Annotated in this window: 14 protein-coding genes; 8 read left to right on the top strand and 6 right to left on the bottom strand. The window is 72.2% G+C overall.

Translation table 11 applies throughout. The features are described from left to right. Window positions 1–103: 103 nt before the first annotated feature. Together serC and ABZ070_RS14575 are read right to left on the bottom strand one after the other, a co-directional pair. Window positions 104–1,222 (bottom strand): phosphoserine transaminase, encoded by a 1,119-nt coding sequence (gene serC, locus ABZ070_RS14570; protein WP_356633587.1) that lies wholly within the window; start codon window positions 1,220–1,222, stop codon window positions 104–106. 83 nt (window positions 1,223–1,305) lie between these two features. Next, complete coding sequence (locus ABZ070_RS14575; protein WP_356633589.1) at window positions 1,306–1,938, bottom strand: ATP/GTP-binding protein; 633 nt, start codon at window positions 1,936–1,938, stop codon at window positions 1,306–1,308. Between the two features lie 219 nt (window positions 1,939–2,157). Between ABZ070_RS14575 and ABZ070_RS14580 the strand changes: the two genes are divergently transcribed. Together ABZ070_RS14580 and ABZ070_RS14585 are read left to right on the top strand one after the other, a co-directional pair. Next, window positions 2,158–4,980: an FAD-binding and (Fe-S)-binding domain-containing protein gene (locus tag ABZ070_RS14580; RefSeq protein ID WP_356633591.1), complete on the top strand. Its 2,823-nt coding sequence runs from the start codon at window positions 2,158–2,160 to the stop codon at window positions 4,978–4,980. A 54-nt stretch (window positions 4,981–5,034) separates the two neighbouring features. Continuing rightward, window positions 5,035–5,328 carry a hypothetical protein gene (locus ABZ070_RS14585; RefSeq protein ID WP_356633593.1) on the top strand — a complete coding sequence of 98 codons (294 nt, stop codon included), beginning with the start codon at window positions 5,035–5,037 and terminating at the stop codon, window positions 5,326–5,328. A gap of 21 nt (window positions 5,329–5,349) precedes the next feature. On the opposite strand, the gene ABZ070_RS14590 is transcribed toward ABZ070_RS14585, so the two are convergent. Both ABZ070_RS14590 and ABZ070_RS14595 read right to left on the bottom strand, forming a co-directional pair. Then, window positions 5,350–5,778 carry a pyridoxamine 5'-phosphate oxidase family protein gene (locus ABZ070_RS14590; protein ID WP_356633595.1) on the bottom strand — a complete coding sequence of 143 codons (429 nt, stop codon included), beginning with the start codon at window positions 5,776–5,778 and terminating at the stop codon, window positions 5,350–5,352. Between the two features lie 83 nt (window positions 5,779–5,861). Then, on the bottom strand, window positions 5,862–6,719 hold the full coding sequence (locus ABZ070_RS14595; RefSeq protein WP_356633597.1) for a LysR family transcriptional regulator: 858 nt from the start codon (window positions 6,717–6,719) through the stop codon (window positions 5,862–5,864). A gap of 161 nt (window positions 6,720–6,880) precedes the next feature. On the opposite strand from ABZ070_RS14595, the gene ABZ070_RS14600 reads away from it, so the two are divergent. After that, the gene (locus ABZ070_RS14600; RefSeq protein WP_356633639.1) at window positions 6,881–7,810 is read left to right on the top strand and encodes an EamA family transporter; all 930 of its coding nucleotides are present in this window, start codon (window positions 6,881–6,883) and stop codon (window positions 7,808–7,810) included. 55 nt (window positions 7,811–7,865) lie between these two features. Here the strand turns inward: ABZ070_RS14600 and ABZ070_RS14605 are convergent, their stop codons facing one another. Both ABZ070_RS14605 and ABZ070_RS14610 read right to left on the bottom strand, forming a co-directional pair. Then, window positions 7,866–9,701: a Dyp-type peroxidase gene (locus ABZ070_RS14605; protein ID WP_356633599.1), complete on the bottom strand. Its 1,836-nt coding sequence runs from the start codon at window positions 9,699–9,701 to the stop codon at window positions 7,866–7,868. A gap of 52 nt (window positions 9,702–9,753) precedes the next feature. Beyond that, window positions 9,754–11,655, bottom strand: coding sequence for a galactose oxidase-like domain-containing protein (locus tag ABZ070_RS14610; protein ID WP_356633601.1), 1,902 nt, complete (start codon window positions 11,653–11,655; stop codon window positions 9,754–9,756). 424 nt (window positions 11,656–12,079) lie between these two features. Between ABZ070_RS14610 and ABZ070_RS14615 the strand changes: the two genes are divergently transcribed. From ABZ070_RS14615 to ABZ070_RS14635, 5 genes are all read left to right on the top strand, one after another. After that, window positions 12,080–12,922 (top strand): TIGR03084 family metal-binding protein, encoded by an 843-nt coding sequence (locus ABZ070_RS14615; protein ID WP_356633603.1) that lies wholly within the window; start codon window positions 12,080–12,082, stop codon window positions 12,920–12,922. Between the two features lie 86 nt (window positions 12,923–13,008). Continuing rightward, the gene (locus ABZ070_RS14620) at window positions 13,009–14,679 is read left to right on the top strand and encodes an acyclic terpene utilization AtuA family protein (protein ID WP_356633641.1); all 1,671 of its coding nucleotides are present in this window, start codon (window positions 13,009–13,011) and stop codon (window positions 14,677–14,679) included. Next, on the top strand, window positions 14,676–16,283 hold the full coding sequence (locus ABZ070_RS14625; protein ID WP_356633605.1) for a carboxyl transferase domain-containing protein: 1,608 nt from the start codon (window positions 14,676–14,678) through the stop codon (window positions 16,281–16,283). Before ABZ070_RS14620 ends, ABZ070_RS14625 begins: the two co-directional genes overlap by 4 nt. A 9-nt stretch (window positions 16,284–16,292) precedes the next feature. Then, window positions 16,293–18,203, top strand: a complete 1,911-nt coding sequence (locus ABZ070_RS14630; protein WP_356633607.1) for a biotin carboxylase N-terminal domain-containing protein — start codon at window positions 16,293–16,295, stop codon at window positions 18,201–18,203. Beyond that, a complete protein-coding gene (locus ABZ070_RS14635) occupies window positions 18,200–19,360 on the top strand; it encodes an acyl-CoA dehydrogenase family protein (RefSeq protein ID WP_356633609.1) in 1,161 nt (386 codons plus the stop codon). Before ABZ070_RS14630 ends, ABZ070_RS14635 begins: the two co-directional genes overlap by 4 nt. Window positions 19,361–19,365: the final 5 nt, after the last annotated feature.

Below are 19,365 nucleotides of genomic sequence, written 5' to 3' on the forward strand. Positions count from 1 at the left end.
GCACGCTGCGCGGCCACGCGGTCGCCGACGTGATCCACCTGCTGGCAGAACTGGTGGAGAACGCCACGCTGTTCTCCGCCCCACTGCCACGAACAGGCTGCCGCTACAGCTTCTCGATCACGTAGTCGATGCAGGCCGTCAGCGCCTCGACGTCCGCCGGGTCGATCGCCGGGAACATCGCCACCCGCAGCTGGTTGCGCCCCAGCTTGCGGTACGGCTCCGTGTCGACGATGCCGTTCGCGCGCAGCGCCTTGGCGACCGCGGACGCGTCGATCTCGTCGGCGAAGTCGATCGTGCCGATGACCTGCGAACGCTTCGCCGGGTCGACGACGAACGGGGTCGCGTACTTGGACGCCTCCGCCCAGCCGTACAGCGTGCGCGAGGAGGTGGCGGTGCGGCGGACCGACCAGTCCAGGCCACCCTGGCCGTTGATCCACTTCAGCTGCTCGTTCAGCAGGAAGAGCGTGGACAGCGCCGGGGTGTTGTACGTCTGGTTCTTCAGCGAGTTGTCGATCGCCGTCGGCAGCGAGAAGAACTCGGGAACGTGCCGGCCCGAACCGTGGATGCGGGCGGCGCGCTCGAGCGCGGCCGGGGAGAAGACACCGATCCACAGGCCGCCGTCGGAGGCGAAGGACTTCTGCGGGGCGAAGTAGTAGACGTCGCTCTGCGCGATGTCGACCGGCAGACCGCCCGCGCCGGAGGTGGCGTCCACCAGGACCAGCGCACCCTCGTCCGCGCCGGCCACCCGCTGGATCGGGGCGGCGACGCCGGTGGAGGTCTCGTTGTGGGTGAAGGCGTAGACGTCGACGCCCTCCTCCGCCTCGGGGTCCGGGTGGGTGCCGGGGTCGGAGGAGATCACGGTGGGCTCTGCCAGCCACGGCGCCAGCTTGGCGGCCTTGGCGAACTTGGAGGAGAACTCGCCGAACGACAGGTGCTGGGACTTGTTGTCGATCAGTCCGTGCGTCGCGATGTCCCAGAAGGCGGTGGATCCGCCGTTGCCAAGGATCACCTCGTAGCCGTCGGGGAGCGAGAAGAGCTCGCGCACACCGTCGCGCACCGCGCCGACCAGGTTCTTGACCGGGGCCTGGCGGTGGGACGTACCGAGGAGAGAGGTGCCGGTGGCGGCCAGGGCGTCCAGCGCCTCCGTACGCACCTTGGAGGGGCCCGCGCCGAAACGGCCGTCGGCGGGCTTGATGTCAGCGGGAATCTGGATATCAGCCACGTCCCGGAGCGTATACCGGTCCGGCCGCCGGGCGGGTGCGCGGTCCGGCGGCTGAGACGGCTCCACCGCCGCTGACCTGGAGGTCAGGTGCCCTGTGCGAGGCCGAGCGAGTGCAGATGCTCCACCAGGGCGATCAGGACGAACTTGCTTGACGAATGGTCCCGGGCGTCGAACTCGACCATCGGCACCATGGACGCGAGAGCGAGGTCCTTGCGGATCTCCTCCTCCGAGCGGAACGGTCCGCCGAAGTCGTTGACGGCGACGATGAACGGCGTGCCGAGCTGCCCGAGGCGCTCGATCGCGAAACGGGCGTCGGCCACGGCGCGCGTGTCGACGAGGACGACCGCGCCGGTGGTGCCCGCGAGGAGCCGGTCCCAGAGAAAACGGAAACGTTCCTGTCCGGGTGTGCCGAACAGATACAGCACCCGCTCCTCGTCGATCGTGATGCGGCCGAAGTCGAGGGCGACGGTCGTCGCCGTCTTGGCGGGGACCCGTCCCGAGCCCTCGGACCCGGTCATCGCCTCCTCCGTGTGCAGCGACCGGATCTCGCTGACGGACCGCACCATCGTCGACCGGCCGGCGCCGAAACCGCCGACGACCGCGATCTTCAGCGCGCCGGGACGGTCGTCGGGAAGTGCGCCGTGACGGGCGTCGCGACGGGTGCCGGTGTCCGCGCCCACGTCTCCGGGGACCGCCCGGGTGGTCGTGCCGGTCATCGTTTCTCGGAGTTGCCGGTCATCGAGTGGTGCCTTCCGGGGGTGACGGGGGGCGCAACTGGAGCCGCTGCTTCCTGGCGAAGTGGTCGTCACTATAGGAGAGTTGACGATCACTTGGGCCAGTCCTGTGGCACTCCTCATGTTCGGGTGCGCACAACGAGTGCAAGTGGCACATTTCCTGCGGGTGCGACAGCGGCCCCAGGGGTCATTCTGGATCACATGGTTGAACACACCAGGGATACGAGCGAACTGGCCCGCGCGCTCAATGCGGCAGTCGGCGGCGAAGTCGACTTCTCCGCAGCCGCCCGGGCCCTGACGACCATGGACGCCTCCAACTACCGGCGGGTCCCGGTGGGTGTCGTCGCGCCCCGCGACGCCGACGACGTCGCCGCCGCCCTCGAGATCTGCCGGCGGCACGGCGTGCCCGTCGTGCCGCGCGGCGGCGGCACCTCCATCGCCGGACAGGCCACCGGCACCGGCGTCGTCCTCGACTTCACCCGCCACATGAACAGGATCCTCGGCGTCGACCCGGACGCCGGGACCGCGCTGGTGCAGCCGGGCGTCGTCCTGGACCGGCTGCAGCGCGCCGTACGGCCGCACGGCCTGGTCTTCGGGCCCGACCCGTCGACGCACAGCCGCTGCACGCTCGGCGGGATGATCGGCAACAACTCGTGCGGCGCGCATTCGGTGGCCTGGGGGACGACGGCCGACAACGTCAGGGACCTGTCGGTCGTCACGTATTCCGGGACACGTCACCACCTCGCCCGGGGGCGGCAGCCCGGCAGCGCCCCGCCCGGCCTGACCGAACTCGTCGACGGCAGCCTCGCCCTCCTGCGCACCGGCTTCCCCGCCGGCCTGCCCCGCCGCATCTCCGGCTACGCCCTCGACGCCCTGCTGCCCGAGAACGGCTTCGACCTCGCCCGCGCGTTCTGCGGCAGCGAAGGCACCCTCGCCGTGCTCACCGAAGCGACCGTGCGCCTTGTGGACGCCCCGGCCGCCCGGGCACTGGCCGTCCTCGGCTACACCGACGAGAGCGCAGCCGCCGAGGCCGCCGCCGGCCTGCTGACCCACGGCCCGCTGACCGTCGAAGGCATGGCGGAGGACCTCGTGCCCCCGGGGCACGGCCTGCCGCGCGGCGGGGCGTGGCTGTTCGTGGAGACGGGCGGCGCCACGCCCGCCGAAGCGAGGGACCGCGCGGAGCGGATCGTACGGGCGGCCGACGCGCTCGACGGCACGGTCGTCGACGACCCGGCCGCCATGCGCGTCCTGTGGCGGGTGCGGGAGGACGCGTCCGGCACCGCGACCCGGATGCCCGACGGCGGCGAGGCCTGGCCCGGCTGGGAGGACTGCGCCGTACCGCCCGCCCGGCTCGGCGCCTATCTGCGCGAATTCCGCGCCCTGCTCGCCGAACACGGACTGCGCGGCACCCCCTACGGCCACTTCGGTGACGGGTGCATCCACGTCCGCATCGACTTCGACCTGCTGACCGAGGCCGGCGTCCGGCGCTTCCGTGCGTTCTCGGAGCAGGTCGCCGACCTCGTCGTCGCGCACGGCGGCTCGCTGTCCGGCGAGCACGGCGACGGACAGGCACGCGCCGAGCTGCTGCCGAAGATGTACGGCGACGAACTGGTCGGACTCTTCGGCCGGTTCAAGGACGTGTGGGACCCGGCGGGCGGCATGAACCCCGGCATGCTGGTGCGCCCCCGCCCGCTGGACGTGGACCTGCGCTTCGCCGTGCTGCCCGACCGGCCCGTCGACGTCGTCTTCGGCTACCCGCACGACGGCGGCGACTTCGCCGGCGCGGTGCGCCGCTGCGTGGGCGTCGCCAAGTGCCGTACGACGCAGGCCGCGGCGGGCGGCGGCGTGATGTGCCCCTCGTACCGGGCGACCGGCGAGGAGCAGCACTCCACCCGCGGCAGGGCGCGGCTGCTGCACGAGATGCTCGCGGGCGAGGTCGTCACCGGCGGCTGGCGCTCCACCGAGGTGCGGGACGCGCTCGACCTGTGCCTGTCCTGCAAGGGCTGCCGCAGCGACTGCCCCGTGGGCGTCGACATGGCCACCTACAAGGCCGAGTTCCTGCACCACCACTATGCGGGCCGTCGCCGGCCGGCCGCCCACTACGCCATGGGCCGCCTGCCGCAGTGGCTGCGTGCCGCCGCGCCGTTCGCGCCCGCGGTCAACGCGCTGGGCCGGGTACGGCCGCTGGCGGCTCTCGCCAAGCGGATCGGCGGCATCGCGCCGGAGCGGGACCTGCCCCGGCTCGCGCCGCAGACGTTCCGCGGCTGGCTGCGCGGGCACATGGGCGAGCGTGCGGAAGTGCTGCGGGAAGGCCGTACGGCCGTGCTGTGGCCGGACACCTTCACCGACCACCTCTCGCCCCCGGTCGGCAGGGCGGCAGTACGGGTCATGGAGGCGGCGGACATCGGGATCGTGCTGCCGCCCGGGCGGGTGTGCTGCGGGCTCACCTATGTGTCGACGGGCCAGCTCGACCGGGCGCGGAAGGTCATGCGGCACACGCTCGACGTCATGGAGCCGCTGCTGGAGCTGGGCGTGCCGGTCGTCGTACTGGAACCGAGCTGCGCGGCGGCCCTGAAGACCGACCTGCCCGAGCTGCTGGACGACGACCCGCGCTCGGCCCGGCTCGCGGCGACGGTGCGGACCTTCGCCCAGGTGCTGGAGGAGTGCGCCCCCGAATGGACGCCGCCGCACATCGGCCGCCCGGTGGCGGGTCAGACCCACTGCCACCAGCACGCGGTCCTCGGTGACGGGGCCGAACAGCGACTGCGGGAGAAGGCAGGTCTGAACGGTGAGTTGAGCGGCGGATGCTGCGGCCTCGCGGGCAACTTCGGTTTCGAGCGGGGCCACTACGCGTTGTCGGTGGCGTGCGCGGAGGACCAACTGCTGCCCGCCGTACGGTCCGCCGCGGCGGACACGGAGCTGCTGGCGGACGGCTTCTCCTGCCGTACCCAGCTCGACCAGCTCGCCGGCCGTCGGGCAAGGCACCTGGCGGAGGTACTGGCGGAGGGCCTGGCCGCGAGGTGAGCCGAGGGATCGGGCAGGATGGGTCGCCGGCCACGCAACGAAAGGGCGGTCGTCATGCGGGGGAGCGTCGGGCGGGCCGACATCGTGGGTCTGCTGGCGCGGGCCGCTGCCGTCCTGCTCGTATCGGCCCTGGTGGGGCAGCTGCTGGTGGCCGCGATTGCGGTGGACCCGGGGGACGAGGCCACGTCCAGGGGCATCGGATCCTTCGCCGTCTCGCTGCTGCGCGGCGGGTCGCTCGGCGCGCTCGGCGCGGCGGGCTGTGTGACGGCGGTCCTGATGCTGATCCTGGCGGTCCGGGGCGTCCGCCTCGGCCGGAAAATCCTGGCAGGCCGCCGGCAGGTGCTGTGAGGGCCGCAGGGTCCCTGCGGCTCAGCCGAGCTGCGCGACGGGGACCTCGACGACATGCGGCGGGTCCTGGGTGAAGTCGCTGTAGCGCACCCATGACGGCCGCACCCGTACGTAGGTGATCCCGGGCCAGCTCTGCCGGTCACGGCCGTCCGGATACACGCGGAAGTAGCACTCCCGCAGGCGTTCGAGATCGTCCCCGGTGGGAAAGTCGGCGGTGCCCTCGAGCTGGGCCGTGACGGCGTCGTCCCAGCCGACGACGAGCGCTATGCGCGGGTTCGTCCGCAGGTTGAGGCTCTTGCGTGTCGTCGCGACGGTGTCGAAGACGATCTCCAGGTCGTCGCTGACGGCGTACCCGACGACAGCCGCCTGCGGAGCTCCGTCCGGCGCCACCGACGCCTGGACGGCGAGCCTGTACCTGCGGAGGAACCACAGCAGTTCGTCACGCTTCATACGCCCTGCCTATCACGGGTCCGACCGGGCGGCCCGGTGTCGCGTCGCCGCGCTCGTGGCGGCCCCTGCCGCGGGGCGGCGTGTCAGCGTTTGCGGGCCACCGCGCGGGCCAGGGCCACCAGTTGACGGACGGCAGGATGCGGTCGCGTGCTGCGCCAGGCCAGGAACACGGGCGCGCTCGGGGCGTCGGACAACGGCCGATAGGCCACACCCCGGTGTGCGTGCATCTGGGCGGTGGAGGCCACCGACGAGCCCACGCCGCGGCCCGCGGCGATCGCGGTGAGCCAGTCGTCGGTGTTGGCGACCGTGATCGTCGCCGTGGGCCGGGCGTCCGCGGGCCACAGATCGAGCGTCGTCAGCCCGGAGACGGTGTTGAGGACGACCGGCCAGGCGGCCAGGTCCGCCAGGGTCAGCGAGGCCAGTGCCGCGAGCGGACCGTCCGACGGCACGGCCGCGACGCGGGGCTCCGTGAACAGCAGCTCGGTCGCGAGTCCCGGTGTGCCGACCGGGCCGCGCAGGACGGCGGCGTCGACCTCGCCGCGCGAGAGGCCCGCCGTACGGTCGTCGATCCTCAGCAGCTCGAGCGGGGTGTCGGGGTGCTCGCGTTCCCAGCGGCGCAGCAGCGGCGTGGTGTACGGGCCGAGCGCCGACCAGGCGTGGCCGAGCCGCAGCGGCCGGTGCGGCAGACCCCCGACGTCGAGCGCCTCGTCGAAGGCGGCGACGGCGACGGCGGCCTTGTCCCGGAAGGCCCGGCCCTCCGCCGTGAGGACGAGGTGGTGTGTGGAGCGGTCCACCAGCCGGACACCCACGTGTTCCTCGAGCGCGGCGAGCGTGCGGGAGACGCTGGGCTGGGTGAGGCCGAGCCGGGCCGCGGCCCTGGTCACGTTCGACTCCTCCGCGACGGCGAGGAAGCAGCGGAGATGACGCAGCTCGATGCTCATACGTGTGGAGCATAACCGCAGCGAGAATCGCATTTCACGCACGACGCCCCGGTCCGTAGCGTGGGGAGACGGGACGAGGTGCACGCATACGGGAGGCACGAGTGAAGGACGCGCAGTCCGCGAACACGGGCGCCGGCGCGCAGGCCGGTGCGACGGTCGTGCTGCCGGAGACGGCGGGCGCGGCGACGCGGGCGGCCGCGGGCACGGCCCCGTCGGCGTCGGGCGCGAGCCGTTCGCTCGGCCCGGTCGCGCTCGTCGTCGCGGGCGGCCTGTCGGTGCAGTTCGGAGCGGCCGTCGCCGTGCTGCTGATGCCGCGGGCCGGCGCGCTGGGCGTCGTCACACTGCGGCTGGTACTCGCCGCTGCGGTCCTGCTCGTGGTCTGCCGGCCGCGGCTGCGGGGGCACTCCCGCGCCGACTGGGCGACCGTCGTCACCTTCGGCGCCGCGATGGGCGGAATGAACATGCTCTTCTACCAGGCCGCGGACCGGATCCCGCTGGGTGCGGCGGTCACGCTGGAGGTGCTGGGCCCGCTCGCCCTGTCGGTGATCGCCTCGCGGAGACTGGTGAACCTGCTGTGGGCGGCGCTCGCACTGGGCGGCGTGGTCCTGCTCGGCGGAGGCGGCTTCGACCGGCTCGACCCGGTGGGCGCCGCGTTCGCCCTGGCCGCGGGCGGCATGTGGGCGGCGTACATCGTCTTCAGCGCCCGCACCGGCCGGCGCTTCCCGCAGGCGGACGGGCTGGCGCTGGCGATGGGCTTCGGCGCACTGCTGAGCCTGCCCTTCGGTCTCGTCGAAGCGGGCTCCCGGCTGCTGGTGCCGTCGACGCTCGGGCTGGGTCTCGCGGTGGCGCTGATGTCGTCGGTCCTGCCGTACACCCTGGAACTGCTGGCGCTGCGCAGACTGCCGGCGGCGACGTTCGCGGTCCTGATGAGCCTGGAGCCGGCGATCGCGGCCATGGCCGGGTTCCTCGTGCTGTCCCAGGCGCTGTCGCCGACGGAGGGGCTGGCCATCCTGCTGGTCGTCGCGGCGAGCATGGGTGCGGTGCGGACGCAGGCGGCGGGGAAGCCGGGGAAGTCCCCGGGTCAGGCGTAGGGACCGGCCCGCCGCGGCGGACGGCGGGCCGGCCGGGGTCGAGACTCGGCGCCGGTCAGTGCCGGGTCTTGGTGTGCCAGATCGGGTCGCCGCCGCTTCCGGTGTAGATCACGACGTTCCCGTCGGCCTGGACCGAGAGAATCGCGCCCGGGTGCCCATCGGTCGTCGTGGCCCACACCGGCCGGTTGTCCGGGGTGTAGATGACGAGGTTGCCGTCCTCCTGGAAGACGGCACGGGCACCGGGCGTGGGCGGGTTGTTCGACGCCCAGCGGGGGTCCTCGTTCTCGTCGAAGACCACGAGCCGGCCGTCGTCCTGGAGGACCAGCTTCGCCTTGCCCGCGTCGACCTCGTCCCCGAGGTCGAACGTGGAGACGGCAAGGACGTCGTGGTTGCCGGTCTCCGTGACGCGGACCTTGATCTTCTGGGCGTCGTCGGACAGCTTGCCGTCGGCCAGCCGGTCCAGGGTCGACAGCGACGGCGTGAACGCGTACACCGCCCCCTCGGTCCGTACGAACTGCTCGAAGCGAACCTTCTGGCCCATGAAGGAGACGTCGGTCCCCTCCCCGATCATCGGATCCTTGCCGACGGACGGCTTGCGCAGCGGGAAGTCGACCGTGTTGACCCAGTCTTTCTGGATGAACTCGAACTGCCTGACGAGGTCGGACTGGTAGCTGACGAACACCAGGCCGCGGGCGGCGTCGGGTCCGTGGCCCGCCGAGCCCGCCGGATCGAAGGGCCGGCCGTACGGGATGCCCCGGCGCATGATGCGCCGGCCGTCCAGGTCGCCCTTCTCCGGAACGGGCTGCTCGCCCTCCCGGAAGACGAGGCCGTCGCGGGGGTTGGTCTTGCGGAGATGGGAGAACAGCGGGGTGATCTCACCCTGCGGGTCGTTCGCGAAGCTGATTTCGTTGTCGTTCGCCGCCGCCGGATCGGAGGGCATGTCGGCGTGCGGGCACTTGGCCACCGGCGTGCCCGAGCGCCAGCGGCCGACCATACGGGCAGCCAGCCACTCGGTGGTGGCCTCCGGCGGCACCACCTTCTTGGTCTTCAGTTCCTTCAGGCGCGCGCCGATCTGGGCCCACCAGCCCGGGACGTCCTGGCCGAGCCGCCGCACCACGTGGAAGGAGCCGTTCCTGGCCCACTCCGGCAGGTCGGACGGCTTGCCGCTGACGGTTTGCTCGCCGATGACGAACTCGCCGGCCGGGATGATCCGGGTACCCGGGCTGCCCTTCTTCCACTCGGGCCGCTCCGGGTCGGGCTCGTCGAAGCCCTCCACGGCGGGTTCGCTGATGCCGTCCTTGAAGCCGAAGTGCTCCTTGCCGGCCCGGTCTCCCGGCAGGGTCTGGCCGTCCTGCTCGAAGACGATCACCACCTTGTGGGTGGCGGCTTCCTGGCGCTCCTCGGCGAGGGCCGCCCGCAGATCCTCCACCTTGTCGGCGGCGATGGTCAGCACCGCGTGGACGGGCTGGGCCACGCTGTCGCCGAAGAGCCAGTTCTCCGGGGAGTTGTCCCCGGTGTCACCGAGCTTTCCGGCCCGCAGGGCGGAACCCTCCTTGAACGCGTGCTGCGTCGTGCCTTCCCTGGTGTCGGGGAAGGGGTCCGTGCCGGTCAGCGTCCGCAGGCCCCCGTGGGTGAAGCTGACGGTGCGCCACAGCGCGCTCAGAGCCCGCGGGTCGTCGCCGCCGGAGTTGCGGCGGGCCTTGCTGAATGCCTCGTTGAACGCCGCGACCTGCTTGGTCGTGGCGATACGCGGCTTCAGCCGCCGAAGCCAGGTCCGGGCCCGCGTCGCGTCGTCGAATTTGAGAAACAGCAGCTGTACGTGGTCCTTCTTGAAGCCGGCGAGCACGTCGCCTTGGATCTCCGTGCTCTGCCGCAGTGCCAGGTCCGTCATCGGGGACTCGGCCTCCGTTCTTGTCGGTGTGTCGTTCGGGTCGGGCTCGGGGTCAACTGGCGCTCGGCGGGCCGAAGGAGAGGAACTTGGCAATGCTGGGTACGCCGTCCTCGTTGAGGAGGAAGAGCATGTAGTAGCCCGGCGGGGCGGCCTTGGCGGACGGCGGCGCCTGCAGTTCGAGGGAGCCGTCGCCCCGGCTCTTGATGCGGACGTCGAGGTGGCGCTGGCTGAAGTTCACCGAGTGGGTGGCCGTCGTGGGGGCAAGCAGGACGGCGCGCTTGATGTCCGCGGCGTCCGAGGTGAGCACCGTGAAGCGGGAGTCGTAGTCGACCGTGCGGCGGGGCACGGAGGTCAGGTCGGGCCGGTCGCCGTTGTGCAGGTATGCCGGCTCGTAGATCTCGATGGAGCCGTCCATGTCGTCGCGGATGTCGGGGTCGTTGGCGATCTGCTGGGCCTCGTCACCGGTGACCATGATCCGGCCGTCGGGGAGCACAACGGCGTTGGAGTGGTAGCCGCGCGGCAGCCGCTGCGCCGGGCCGAGCTTCCAGTTGCCTTCGGTGTCGCGCATCTCGGTCTGCCGGTACTTCAGGTCGGCGTTTGGGTTGTAGAGCCCGTTGCCGTAGTCGCGGATGTCGTGGGCGCCGTTGACGGTGAACAGGGTGCCGTCGGGCAGGAGCAGCGTGTCGTCCTGCGTGCGTCCGAAGGCCCGTGGCTCCTTCGTCTTCCACTGGCCGCCGACGAACTGGTATGTGTCCGGGTCGTCACGGTTGCCGCCGAGGACGAGGACGGAGTCGGGGCCCCGGAAGCCGGCCGGCAGCGGCACGGCGGAGCCGTAGTTGCGCATGAACTTGTCGGGCCTGTCGGGCAGGCTGGTGCGGGTCTCGGTGCCCGGGTCGAACAGCCACTGCTGGTCGTGGTCGCGGCCGAGCCCGTAGATCTTGCCGTCGCGCAGCGAGAACAGGTGCGGATAGTCGTGCTTGTACGGCGCCTCCGCCTTGAAGACGTCCACCGGCACGCTCTCGGGGACGTCGCTCCGGGAGGTCGGGACCTCGCGGTCCAGAGCCGGGAAGCGCTCCACGATCGGGGTCGGCGTCGCCCAGCCGAGCTCCGACTGGCCGGACATGATGAGGATCCGCCCGTCGGCGCCGGTGACGGCGCTCGGGTACCAGCGTCCGACGGACATCTCCTCGTTGATCGACCACGATTCGGTCCACGGGTCGAAGACGAGGGAGAGCTTGGCGCCGGCGCCGTGGTTCCCGCCGAGGTTGCCGCCGAAGACGCCGAGCATCCCATTGGGCAGGAAGGCGTGACCGGCGCAGAAGAACGGCGCGGGCCGCGGCTCGTTCTTGCCGTCCGGCATCGAGATGGTGGGCGGCGTGACCTTCTTGAACGCGGCTGCGCCGGAGCCCTTCTGCGGGTCCCACAGATACGCCCGGCCTGCGTTCTCCCTGCCGATGATCTGGGTGGGGGCGGTCTCCTTGGTGGGGTTGGTCTCGGTCCTCTCGAACGAGAACAGCAGCACCTTGCCGGTGGGCAGTTGTGCCACGTGCACACCGAAGTCGGGCGATGGGAAGTACTCCTTGAAAGTGCCGTACTCCCGGGCGTCGAAGGCGGCGTTGTGCTTCCGCTGCGACGCGGTGAGTGACTCGAGCCGCCCTGTCCGCATCGGCTGCGGGTAGTCGCCGGCGTCCTGCGCCCGCATACGGGCCTGGGCGTGCCGCTCGGCGTGTTCTTGGCCGAGCACGGCGGCCTCCGCCTCGTCGACGGCGGCCTCACCCGCCTTGCCCCCGGTGGCCTGGCCGCCGAGGACGGGCCCGGCGTCCTTGGAGACGGAACGGGGCTCGGGCGACCCGCCGTGAGCGGTGGCGGGCAGGGCGGCCGCGAGGGGGACGGCGGTGAGGGCGGAGATGACGGCACAGGCGGAGAACAGCCTGGACAGTCGTGGTCGTGACATGGGACTCCTCGTGGGCTGTGGCTGTCGGCCTGCGCGCATGGCAGGACGGCCCCGTGACGGGGCTGCATATGTCAGCGGAAAGGGCCGTCTGTAACTGGCAGTGACATATGAACACAGAGAGTGATCCACTGCAACGCGTTGGATCGACGTGTTGACCGGTCGGACGCGGGCGATCCCGGTCGGGCGGGAGGGGTGGTCGGCCCTCAACGTAGAGGGGGTGGTGGCATTGCCTGCAATGGCCGAATGGTCGAACCACCCTTGCGGTGCAAAGAGAATCAATTCTGCGGCGACAACCGGTTTGACCTGCGGAGAGAGTGAATCGCTGCAAAGGCCCGGGGAAAATCAAAGCAAGCATGCTTGCTTGTTTCTCTGGCCGCTGCCATGCTCCGAGCCACAGACCGTCGTGCCCACAGGGGAGCGTTCCGTGTCCGATCCGGCCGTCGTGCTCGACGACTTGCGCAGCGAAAGTGATGAACTCGACCGGCTGGTCGGGGAACTCGGTCCCGGCGAATGGGCGGCGAGGACCCCCGCCGCGGGCTGGACCGTCGCCCATCAGATCGCCCACCTCGCCTGGACCGACTCCGCCGCACTCGTGGCCGTCACCGACGCGGCGGGCTTCGCCGCGGAGGTGGACAAGGCGCTCGCGGCACCCGACTCCTTCGTCGACGACGGCGCGGCGGCCGGCGCCGCGCTGCCGCCCGCCGAACTGCTCGCCCGCTGGCGCGCCGGTCGCGAAGCCCTCCAGCAGGCCCTCCGCTCGGCCCCCGCCGGGGCCCGCTTCCCCTGGTACGGGCCGCCGATGAGCGCCGCGTCGATGGCGACCGCGCGGCTGATGGAAACGTGGGCGCACGGCCAGGACGTCGCCGACGCTCTCGGAGTCGTACGGCCGCAGACGGCCCGCCTCGCGCAGGTCGCGCGGATCGGGGTGCGGACGCGCGACTTCGCCTTCGGGGTGCACGGCCTGACCCCGCCGGCCGAGCCGTTCCGGGTGGAACTGGAAGGGCTGGGAGGTGAGTTGTGGACCTACGGGCCCGAGGAAGCGGGACAGCGCGTGACCGGCCCCGCCCTCGACTTCTGCCTGCTCGTGACCCAGCGCGCCCACCGCGACGACCTGGCCCTGCGGGCCGAGGGCGAGGACGCCGACCGCTGGCTGGACATCGCGCAGGCCTTCGCCGGCCCGCCCGGCAAGGGGCGCGCGCCGGGCGCGGTTCCGGGGGCCGGTGCGCAGCCGGGCCCGGCAGCAGCGCCCGAAGGCGGTCGGCCGTGACCGGCCGGGCAGCCTGGGCCGGGGCGGGCTCCAGGCCGGGGCCCGGAGCCGACGCGGCCGGGCCCGGTCGAGCCGCGGGCGCGGACGTGCTGCGGGTCGGCAACGCCTCCGGGTTCTACGGCGACCGGTTCGACGCTCTGCGCGAGATGCTCACCGGCGGGCCGCTGGACGTGCTCACCGGGGACTATCTCGCCGAGCTCACGATGCTCATCCTCGGCCGCGACCGGATGAGGGACCAGCGACTCGGCTACGCCAAGACATTCCTGCGGCAGCTCGAGGAGACCCTCGGCCTCGCCCGCGAGAAGGACGTCCGCATCGTCGCCAACGCCGGCGGCCTCAACCCCGCGGGTCTCGCCGAAGCCGTCCGGACACTGGCAGGCCGCCTCGGTGTCCCGGTGAACGTCGCACACGTCGAGGGCGACGACCTCACCGCCCGCTACCCGGGTGCGCTGACCGCCAACGCCTACCTCGGCGGCGCCGGTGTCGCCGCATGCCTGCAAGCCGGCGCCCACGTCGTCGTCACCGGCCGGGTCGCCGACGCCGCCCTCGTCACCGGTCCCGCCGTCGCCCGTTTCGGCTGGGGGGAGGAGGAGTACGACAAGCTCGCGGGCGCCGTCGTCGCCGGGCATGTGCTCGAGTGCGGCACCCAGGCCACCGGCGGCAACTACGCGTTCTTCACCGGCCACGACCTCCGCCGCCCCGGCTTCCCCGTCGCCGAGATCCACGCCGACGGCAGCTCGGTCATCACCAAGCACGACGGCACCGGCGGCGTCGTCGACGTCGGCACCGTCACCGCGCAACTGCTGTACGAGACGGGCGGCGCCCGGTACGCGGGCCCGGACGTGACCGCCCGCCTCGACACCGTCCGGCTCGAGGCGGACGGGCCCGACCGCGTGCGGATCTCCGGGGTGCGCGGCGAGGCCCCGCCGCCCACCGTCAAGGTCGGCCTGTGCAGGCTCGGCGGCTGGCGCAACGAGGTCGTCTTCGTGCTGACCGGACTCGACATCGAGGCCAAGGCAGCTCTGGTGCGGGCCCAGTTGGAGGACGCACTCGGCGAGCAGCGCCCCGCCCAGGTGCGCTGGGAACTGTCCCGTACGGACACTCCTGACGCCGACACCGAGGAGCGGGCCGCCGCCCATCTGCGGCTTGTGGTCCGCGACCCGGACGCCGAACGTGTCGGGCGTACCGTCAGCAGCGCCGCCATCGAGCTGGCGCTCGGCAGCTACCCCGGCTTCCATGTGACCGCCCCACCCGGCAAGGGCGCGCCGTACGGAGTGTTCGAGGCCGCGTACGCCGACGCGGCCGAAGTCCCGCACACCGCCGTCCTGCCCGGCGGCGAACGCGTCGCCCTCGCGCCGCCGAAGCGGACCCGCGCCCTCGAGGACGCGGAGCCGGGCGCGCTGCCCGATCCCCTGCCGGACGGCCCGGTCCGACGCGCGCCGCTCGGGCTCGTCGCCGGCGCCCGCAGCGGCGACAAGGGCGGCGACGCCAACATCGGCGTGTGGGCCCGCACCGACGACGCCTGGCGCTGGCTCGCCCACGAACTGACCTCTCAGCGGCTGTGCGAGCTGCTGCCCGAGGCCGCCGAACTGCCCGTCGTACGGCATGTACTGCCCAACCTGCGCGCCCTCAACTTCACCGTCGCCGGGATCCTCGGCGAAGGAGTCGCCGCACAGGCCCGTTTCGACCCGCAGGGCAAGGCGCTGGGCGAATGGCTCCGCGCCCGGCACGTCGACATCCCGGAGGCATTGCTTTGACCGTTCTCGGCTCGGCCGTCGATGTGACGAGCGCCGAATACGCCGCCCACCGCGCCTCGATGCTCGGCAGGCTCGCCGAGCTGGACGCCGAGCACGCCAAGGCGCTGGCCGGCGGCGGCGAGAAGTACGTGGCCCGGCACAGGAAGCGCGGCAAACTGCTCGCCCGCGAACGCATCGAGCTGCTGCTCGATCCGGACACGCCGTTCCTGGAGCTGTCCCCGCTCGCGGCCTGGGGCAGTGCGTCCCCCGAGTACACAGTCGGCGCGTCGATCGTCACGGGCATCGGCGTCGTCGAGGGCGTCGAGTGCCTGATCACCGCCAACGACCCGACGGTGCGTGGCGGGGCGTCCAACCCGTGGACCCTGAAGAAGGCCCTGCGCGCCAACGAGATCGCCTACGCCAACCGGTTGCCGTGCATCGCGCTGGTCGAGTCCGGCGGCGCGGATCTGCCGTCCCAGAAGGAGATCTTCATCCCCGGCGGGGCGCTGTTCCGTGACATCACCCGCCTGTCGGCAGCCGGCATCCCCACGATCGCGGTCGTCTTCGGCAACTCCACGGCCGGCGGGGCGTATGTGCCCGGCATGTCCGACCACACCGTCATGATCAAGGAGCAGTCGAAGGTCTTCCTCGGCGGTCCGCCGCTGGTGAAGATGGCGACGGGGGAGGAGAGCGACGACGAGTCGCTCGGCGGCGCGGAGATGCATGCCCGCACGTCCGGTCTCGCGGACCACTTCGCGCTCGACGAGCCGGACGCGCTGCGCCAGGCCCGCCGGATCGTCGCCCGCCTCAACTGGCGCAAGGCGCACCCGGATCCAGGGCCGGCGGAGCCGCCCAAGTACGCGGCCGACGAACTGCTCGGGATCGTCCCCGAAGACCTGAAGACACCGTTCGACCCGCGGGAGGTGGTGGCGCGGATCGTCGACGGCAGCGACTTCGACGAGTTCAAGCCGCTGTACGGGCCGAGTCTGGTGACCGGCTGGGCACGGCTGCACGGCTACCCGGTCGGTGTGCTGGCCAACGCCCAGGGCGTGCTGTTCTCCGCCGAGTCCCAGAAGGCGGCGCAGTTCATCCAGCTCGCCAACCAGCGCGACGTGCCCCTGCTGTTCCTGCACAACACCACCGGCTACATGGTCGGCAAGGAGTACGAGCAGGGCGGCATCATCAAGCACGGGGCGATGATGATCAACGCTGTGTCGAACAGCCGCGTCCCGCATCTGTCGGTGCTGATGGGCGCGTCGTACGGCGCCGGGCACTACGGCATGTGCGGGCGGGCCTACGACCCGAGGTTCCTCTTCGCCTGGCCGACCGCCAAATCGGCGGTCATGGGCCCGCAGCAGCTGGCGGGAGTCCTGTCGATCGTCGCGCGTGCCTCCGCGGCGGCGAAGGGGCAGCAGTACGACGACGAGGCGGACGCCGGGCTGCGCGCCATGGTCGAGCAGCAGATCGAGGCGGAGTCGCTGCCGATGTTCCTGTCCGGGCGGCTCTACGACGACGGGGTCATCGACCCCCGCGACACCCGGACGGTGCTCGGCCTGTGCCTGTCCGCCATCCACACGGCACCGGTCGAGGGCGCACGCGGCGGCTTCGGCGTCTTCCGAATGTGAGGGCCTGTTGTGATTTCCTCTGTCCTTGTCGCCAACCGGGGCGAGATCGCGTGCCGTGTCTTCCGCACCTGCCGTGAGCTGGGTATCGCGACGGTCGCCGTCCACTCGGACCCGGACGCCGGCGCGCTGCACGTACGGGAGGCGGACGCGGCGGTACGGCTGCCGGGCGCGACGCCCGCGGAGACGTACCTGCGCGGTGAGCTGATCGTGAAGGCGGCGCTGGCGGCGGGCGCGGACGCGGTGCACCCCGGGTACGGATTCCTCTCCGAGAACGCGGAGTTCGCGCAGGCGGTCACGGACGCGGGGCTGGTGTGGATCGGGCCGTCCGCAGAAGCGATCGAGGCCATGGCGTCCAAGACCCGGGCGAAGGAACTCATGGGTCTGGCAACCCTGGACCCCGGGTCGCTCACCGAGTCCGACCTGCCGGTACTGGTGAAGGCGGCGGCGGGCGGCGGCGGTCGGGGGATGCGGGTCGTCCGCAGCCTCGTCGAGCTCGCCGGGGAACTCGAGGCGGCCCGATCGGAGGCGGCATCGGCCTTCGGTGACGGGGAGGTCTTCGTCGAGCCGTACATCGAGGCCGGCCGCCACGTCGAGGTCCAGATCCTCGCGGACGCGCACGGCACGGTGTGGGCGCTCGGCACACGGGACTGCTCGCTGCAGCGCCGCCACCAGAAGGTCGTCGAGGAGTCCCCTGCGCCCGGCCTCGGCCCGGAGCTCGTGGACACGCTGCACACGCTGGCGGTGGGGGCGGCACGTGCGGTGGACTACCGGGGCGCGGGCACGGTCGAGTTCCTCGTCGCCGAGGACGGCCGGGCGCACTTCCTGGAGATGAACACCCGCCTCCAGGTGGAACACCCGGTGACGGAGGCCGTGTTCGGCCTCGACCTCGTGGCCCTTCAGCTCTCGATCGCACAGGGCGAGGCGCTGCCCCCGTCCCCGCCGCAGGAGCGGGGCCATGCGGTGGAGGCCCGCCTGTACGCCGAGGACCCGTCCGCGGGCTGGACGCCACAGGCGGGGGTGCTGCACGCGCTGGATGTGCCGGGCGTCCCGCCGGCCGTGCGGGTCGACGCCGGGTACGCCGCCGGGGACGTCATCGGGGTGCACTACGACCCCATGCTCGCCAAGATCATCGCCTGGGCGCCCACACGGGCCGAGGCGATCCGGAGACTGGCGTACAGCCTGCGGCGGGCGCGGGTGCACGGGCCCGTCACCAACCGGGACCTGCTGGTCGCGTCGTTGGAGCACCCCGACTTCGTCGGCGGCCGGCTGGACACCGGGTTCTACGAACGGAACCTGGACGAGCTCACCGCCCCCGCCCCCGGCGAGGAGCACGCCGCCGTCGCCGCGGCGATCGCCGACGCCGCCGGCCGCAGCGGCCGGTTCGGCGGCGCCTGGCGCAACCTGCCGTCCACGGACCAGGTCAAGGCGTACGGCGACCACGAGATCCGCTACCGGCCCCTGCGCGACGGAGGGTTCGAGGTGGTGGACCGACCCGGGGTGCGGGTCGTGCGGGCGACCGCGCACCGCGTCGCGCTCGAGGTCGACGGGGTCGTCAGGAACTACGACGTCGGCGTCCACGGCGACACCGTCCACGTCGACTCGCCCGCCGGCGCCCACGCCCTCACCCCGCGCCCCCGGTTCACCGACCCCCAGGACCGCGCCGAGCCGGGATCGCTGCTCGCGCCCATGCCCGGGACCGTCGTCCGGGTCGGGGACGGGGTCGTCGAGGGCGCCCGTGTCACCCAAGGACAGCCACTGGTCTGGCTGGAGGCCATGAAGATGGAGCACCGCATCGTCTCTCCCGCCTCCGGCACGCTCACCGCACTCCACGCCGTCCCCGGCCGTCAGGTCGAGGTCGGCGCCCTGCTCGCCGTCGTCAACGAAGTCGTCAACGAAGCACAGGAGGCCCCAGCGTCATGAACGCCATCGAGAGCCAGGACCACAAGGACCTGCGGGACGCCGTCGCCGCCCTCGGACGCCGGCACGGCCCCGGCTTCGACCGTGCCGCCCTGTGGGCCGAGGCCGGCAAGCTGGGCTACCTCGGGGTGAACCTCCCCGAGGAGTACGGAGGCGGAGGCGGCGGCATCAGCGAGCTGTCCATCGTCCTCGAGGAGTCCGGCGCGGCAGGCTGTCCGCTCCTCATGATGATCGTCTCGCCGGCCATCTGCGCCACCGTCATCGCCCGCTTCGGCACCGACGAGCAGAAGCGCACCTGGCTGCCCGGTCTCGCCGACGGCAGCCTCACCATGGCGTTCGGGATCACCGAGCCCGACGCGGGCTCGAACTCCCACCGCATCACGACCACCGCCCGCCGCGACGGCGACGGCTGGGTACTGACCGGCCGCAAGGTCTTCGTGTCCGGTGTCGACATCGCCGACGCGACGCTGATCGTCGGCCGCACCGAAGACGCGAGGACGGGCAGCCTCAAGCCGTGCCTGTTCATCGTCCCCCGGGACGCCGAAGGCTTCGGCCGCTCACAGATCGACATGGAACTCCAGGCCCAGGAGAAGCAGTTCGAGCTGGTCCTCGACGACGTACGGCTGCCCGCCGACGCGCTCGTCGGTGGGGGTACCTCCCACGCCGAAAACTGTGGGGGAGAGGACGCCGGCCTGCTCCAGCTGTTCGCCGGGCTCAACCCCGAGCGCATCATGACCGCCGCGTTCGCCATCGGGATGGGCCGCTACGCGCTCGGCCGGGCCGTGGAGTACGCGAAGTCCCGCCAGGTGTGGAAGGCCCCGATCGGCGCGCACCAGGCGATCGCGCACCCCCTCGCCGAGGCGCACATCGAGCTGGAGCTGGCCAGGCTGATGATGCAGAAGGCCGCCGCCCTGTACGACGCGGGCGACGACGTCGGCGCCGGCGAGGCCGCCAACATGGCCAAATACGCGGCCGGGGAGGCGTGCGTGAAGGCCGTCGACCAGGCCGTGCACACCCTCGGCGGCAACGGCCTCACCCGAGAGTACGGCCTCGGGCGGCTCGTCACGGCAGCCCGGGTCGCCCGGATCGCGCCGGTCAGCCGGGAGATGATCCTGAACTACGTGTCCCATCAGTCCCTGGGTCTCCCCAAGTCGTACTGACAGAC

It is taken from the genome of Streptomyces sp. NPDC006283, assembly GCF_040613325.1.
Lineage (GTDB): Bacteria > Actinomycetota > Actinomycetes > Streptomycetales > Streptomycetaceae > Streptomyces.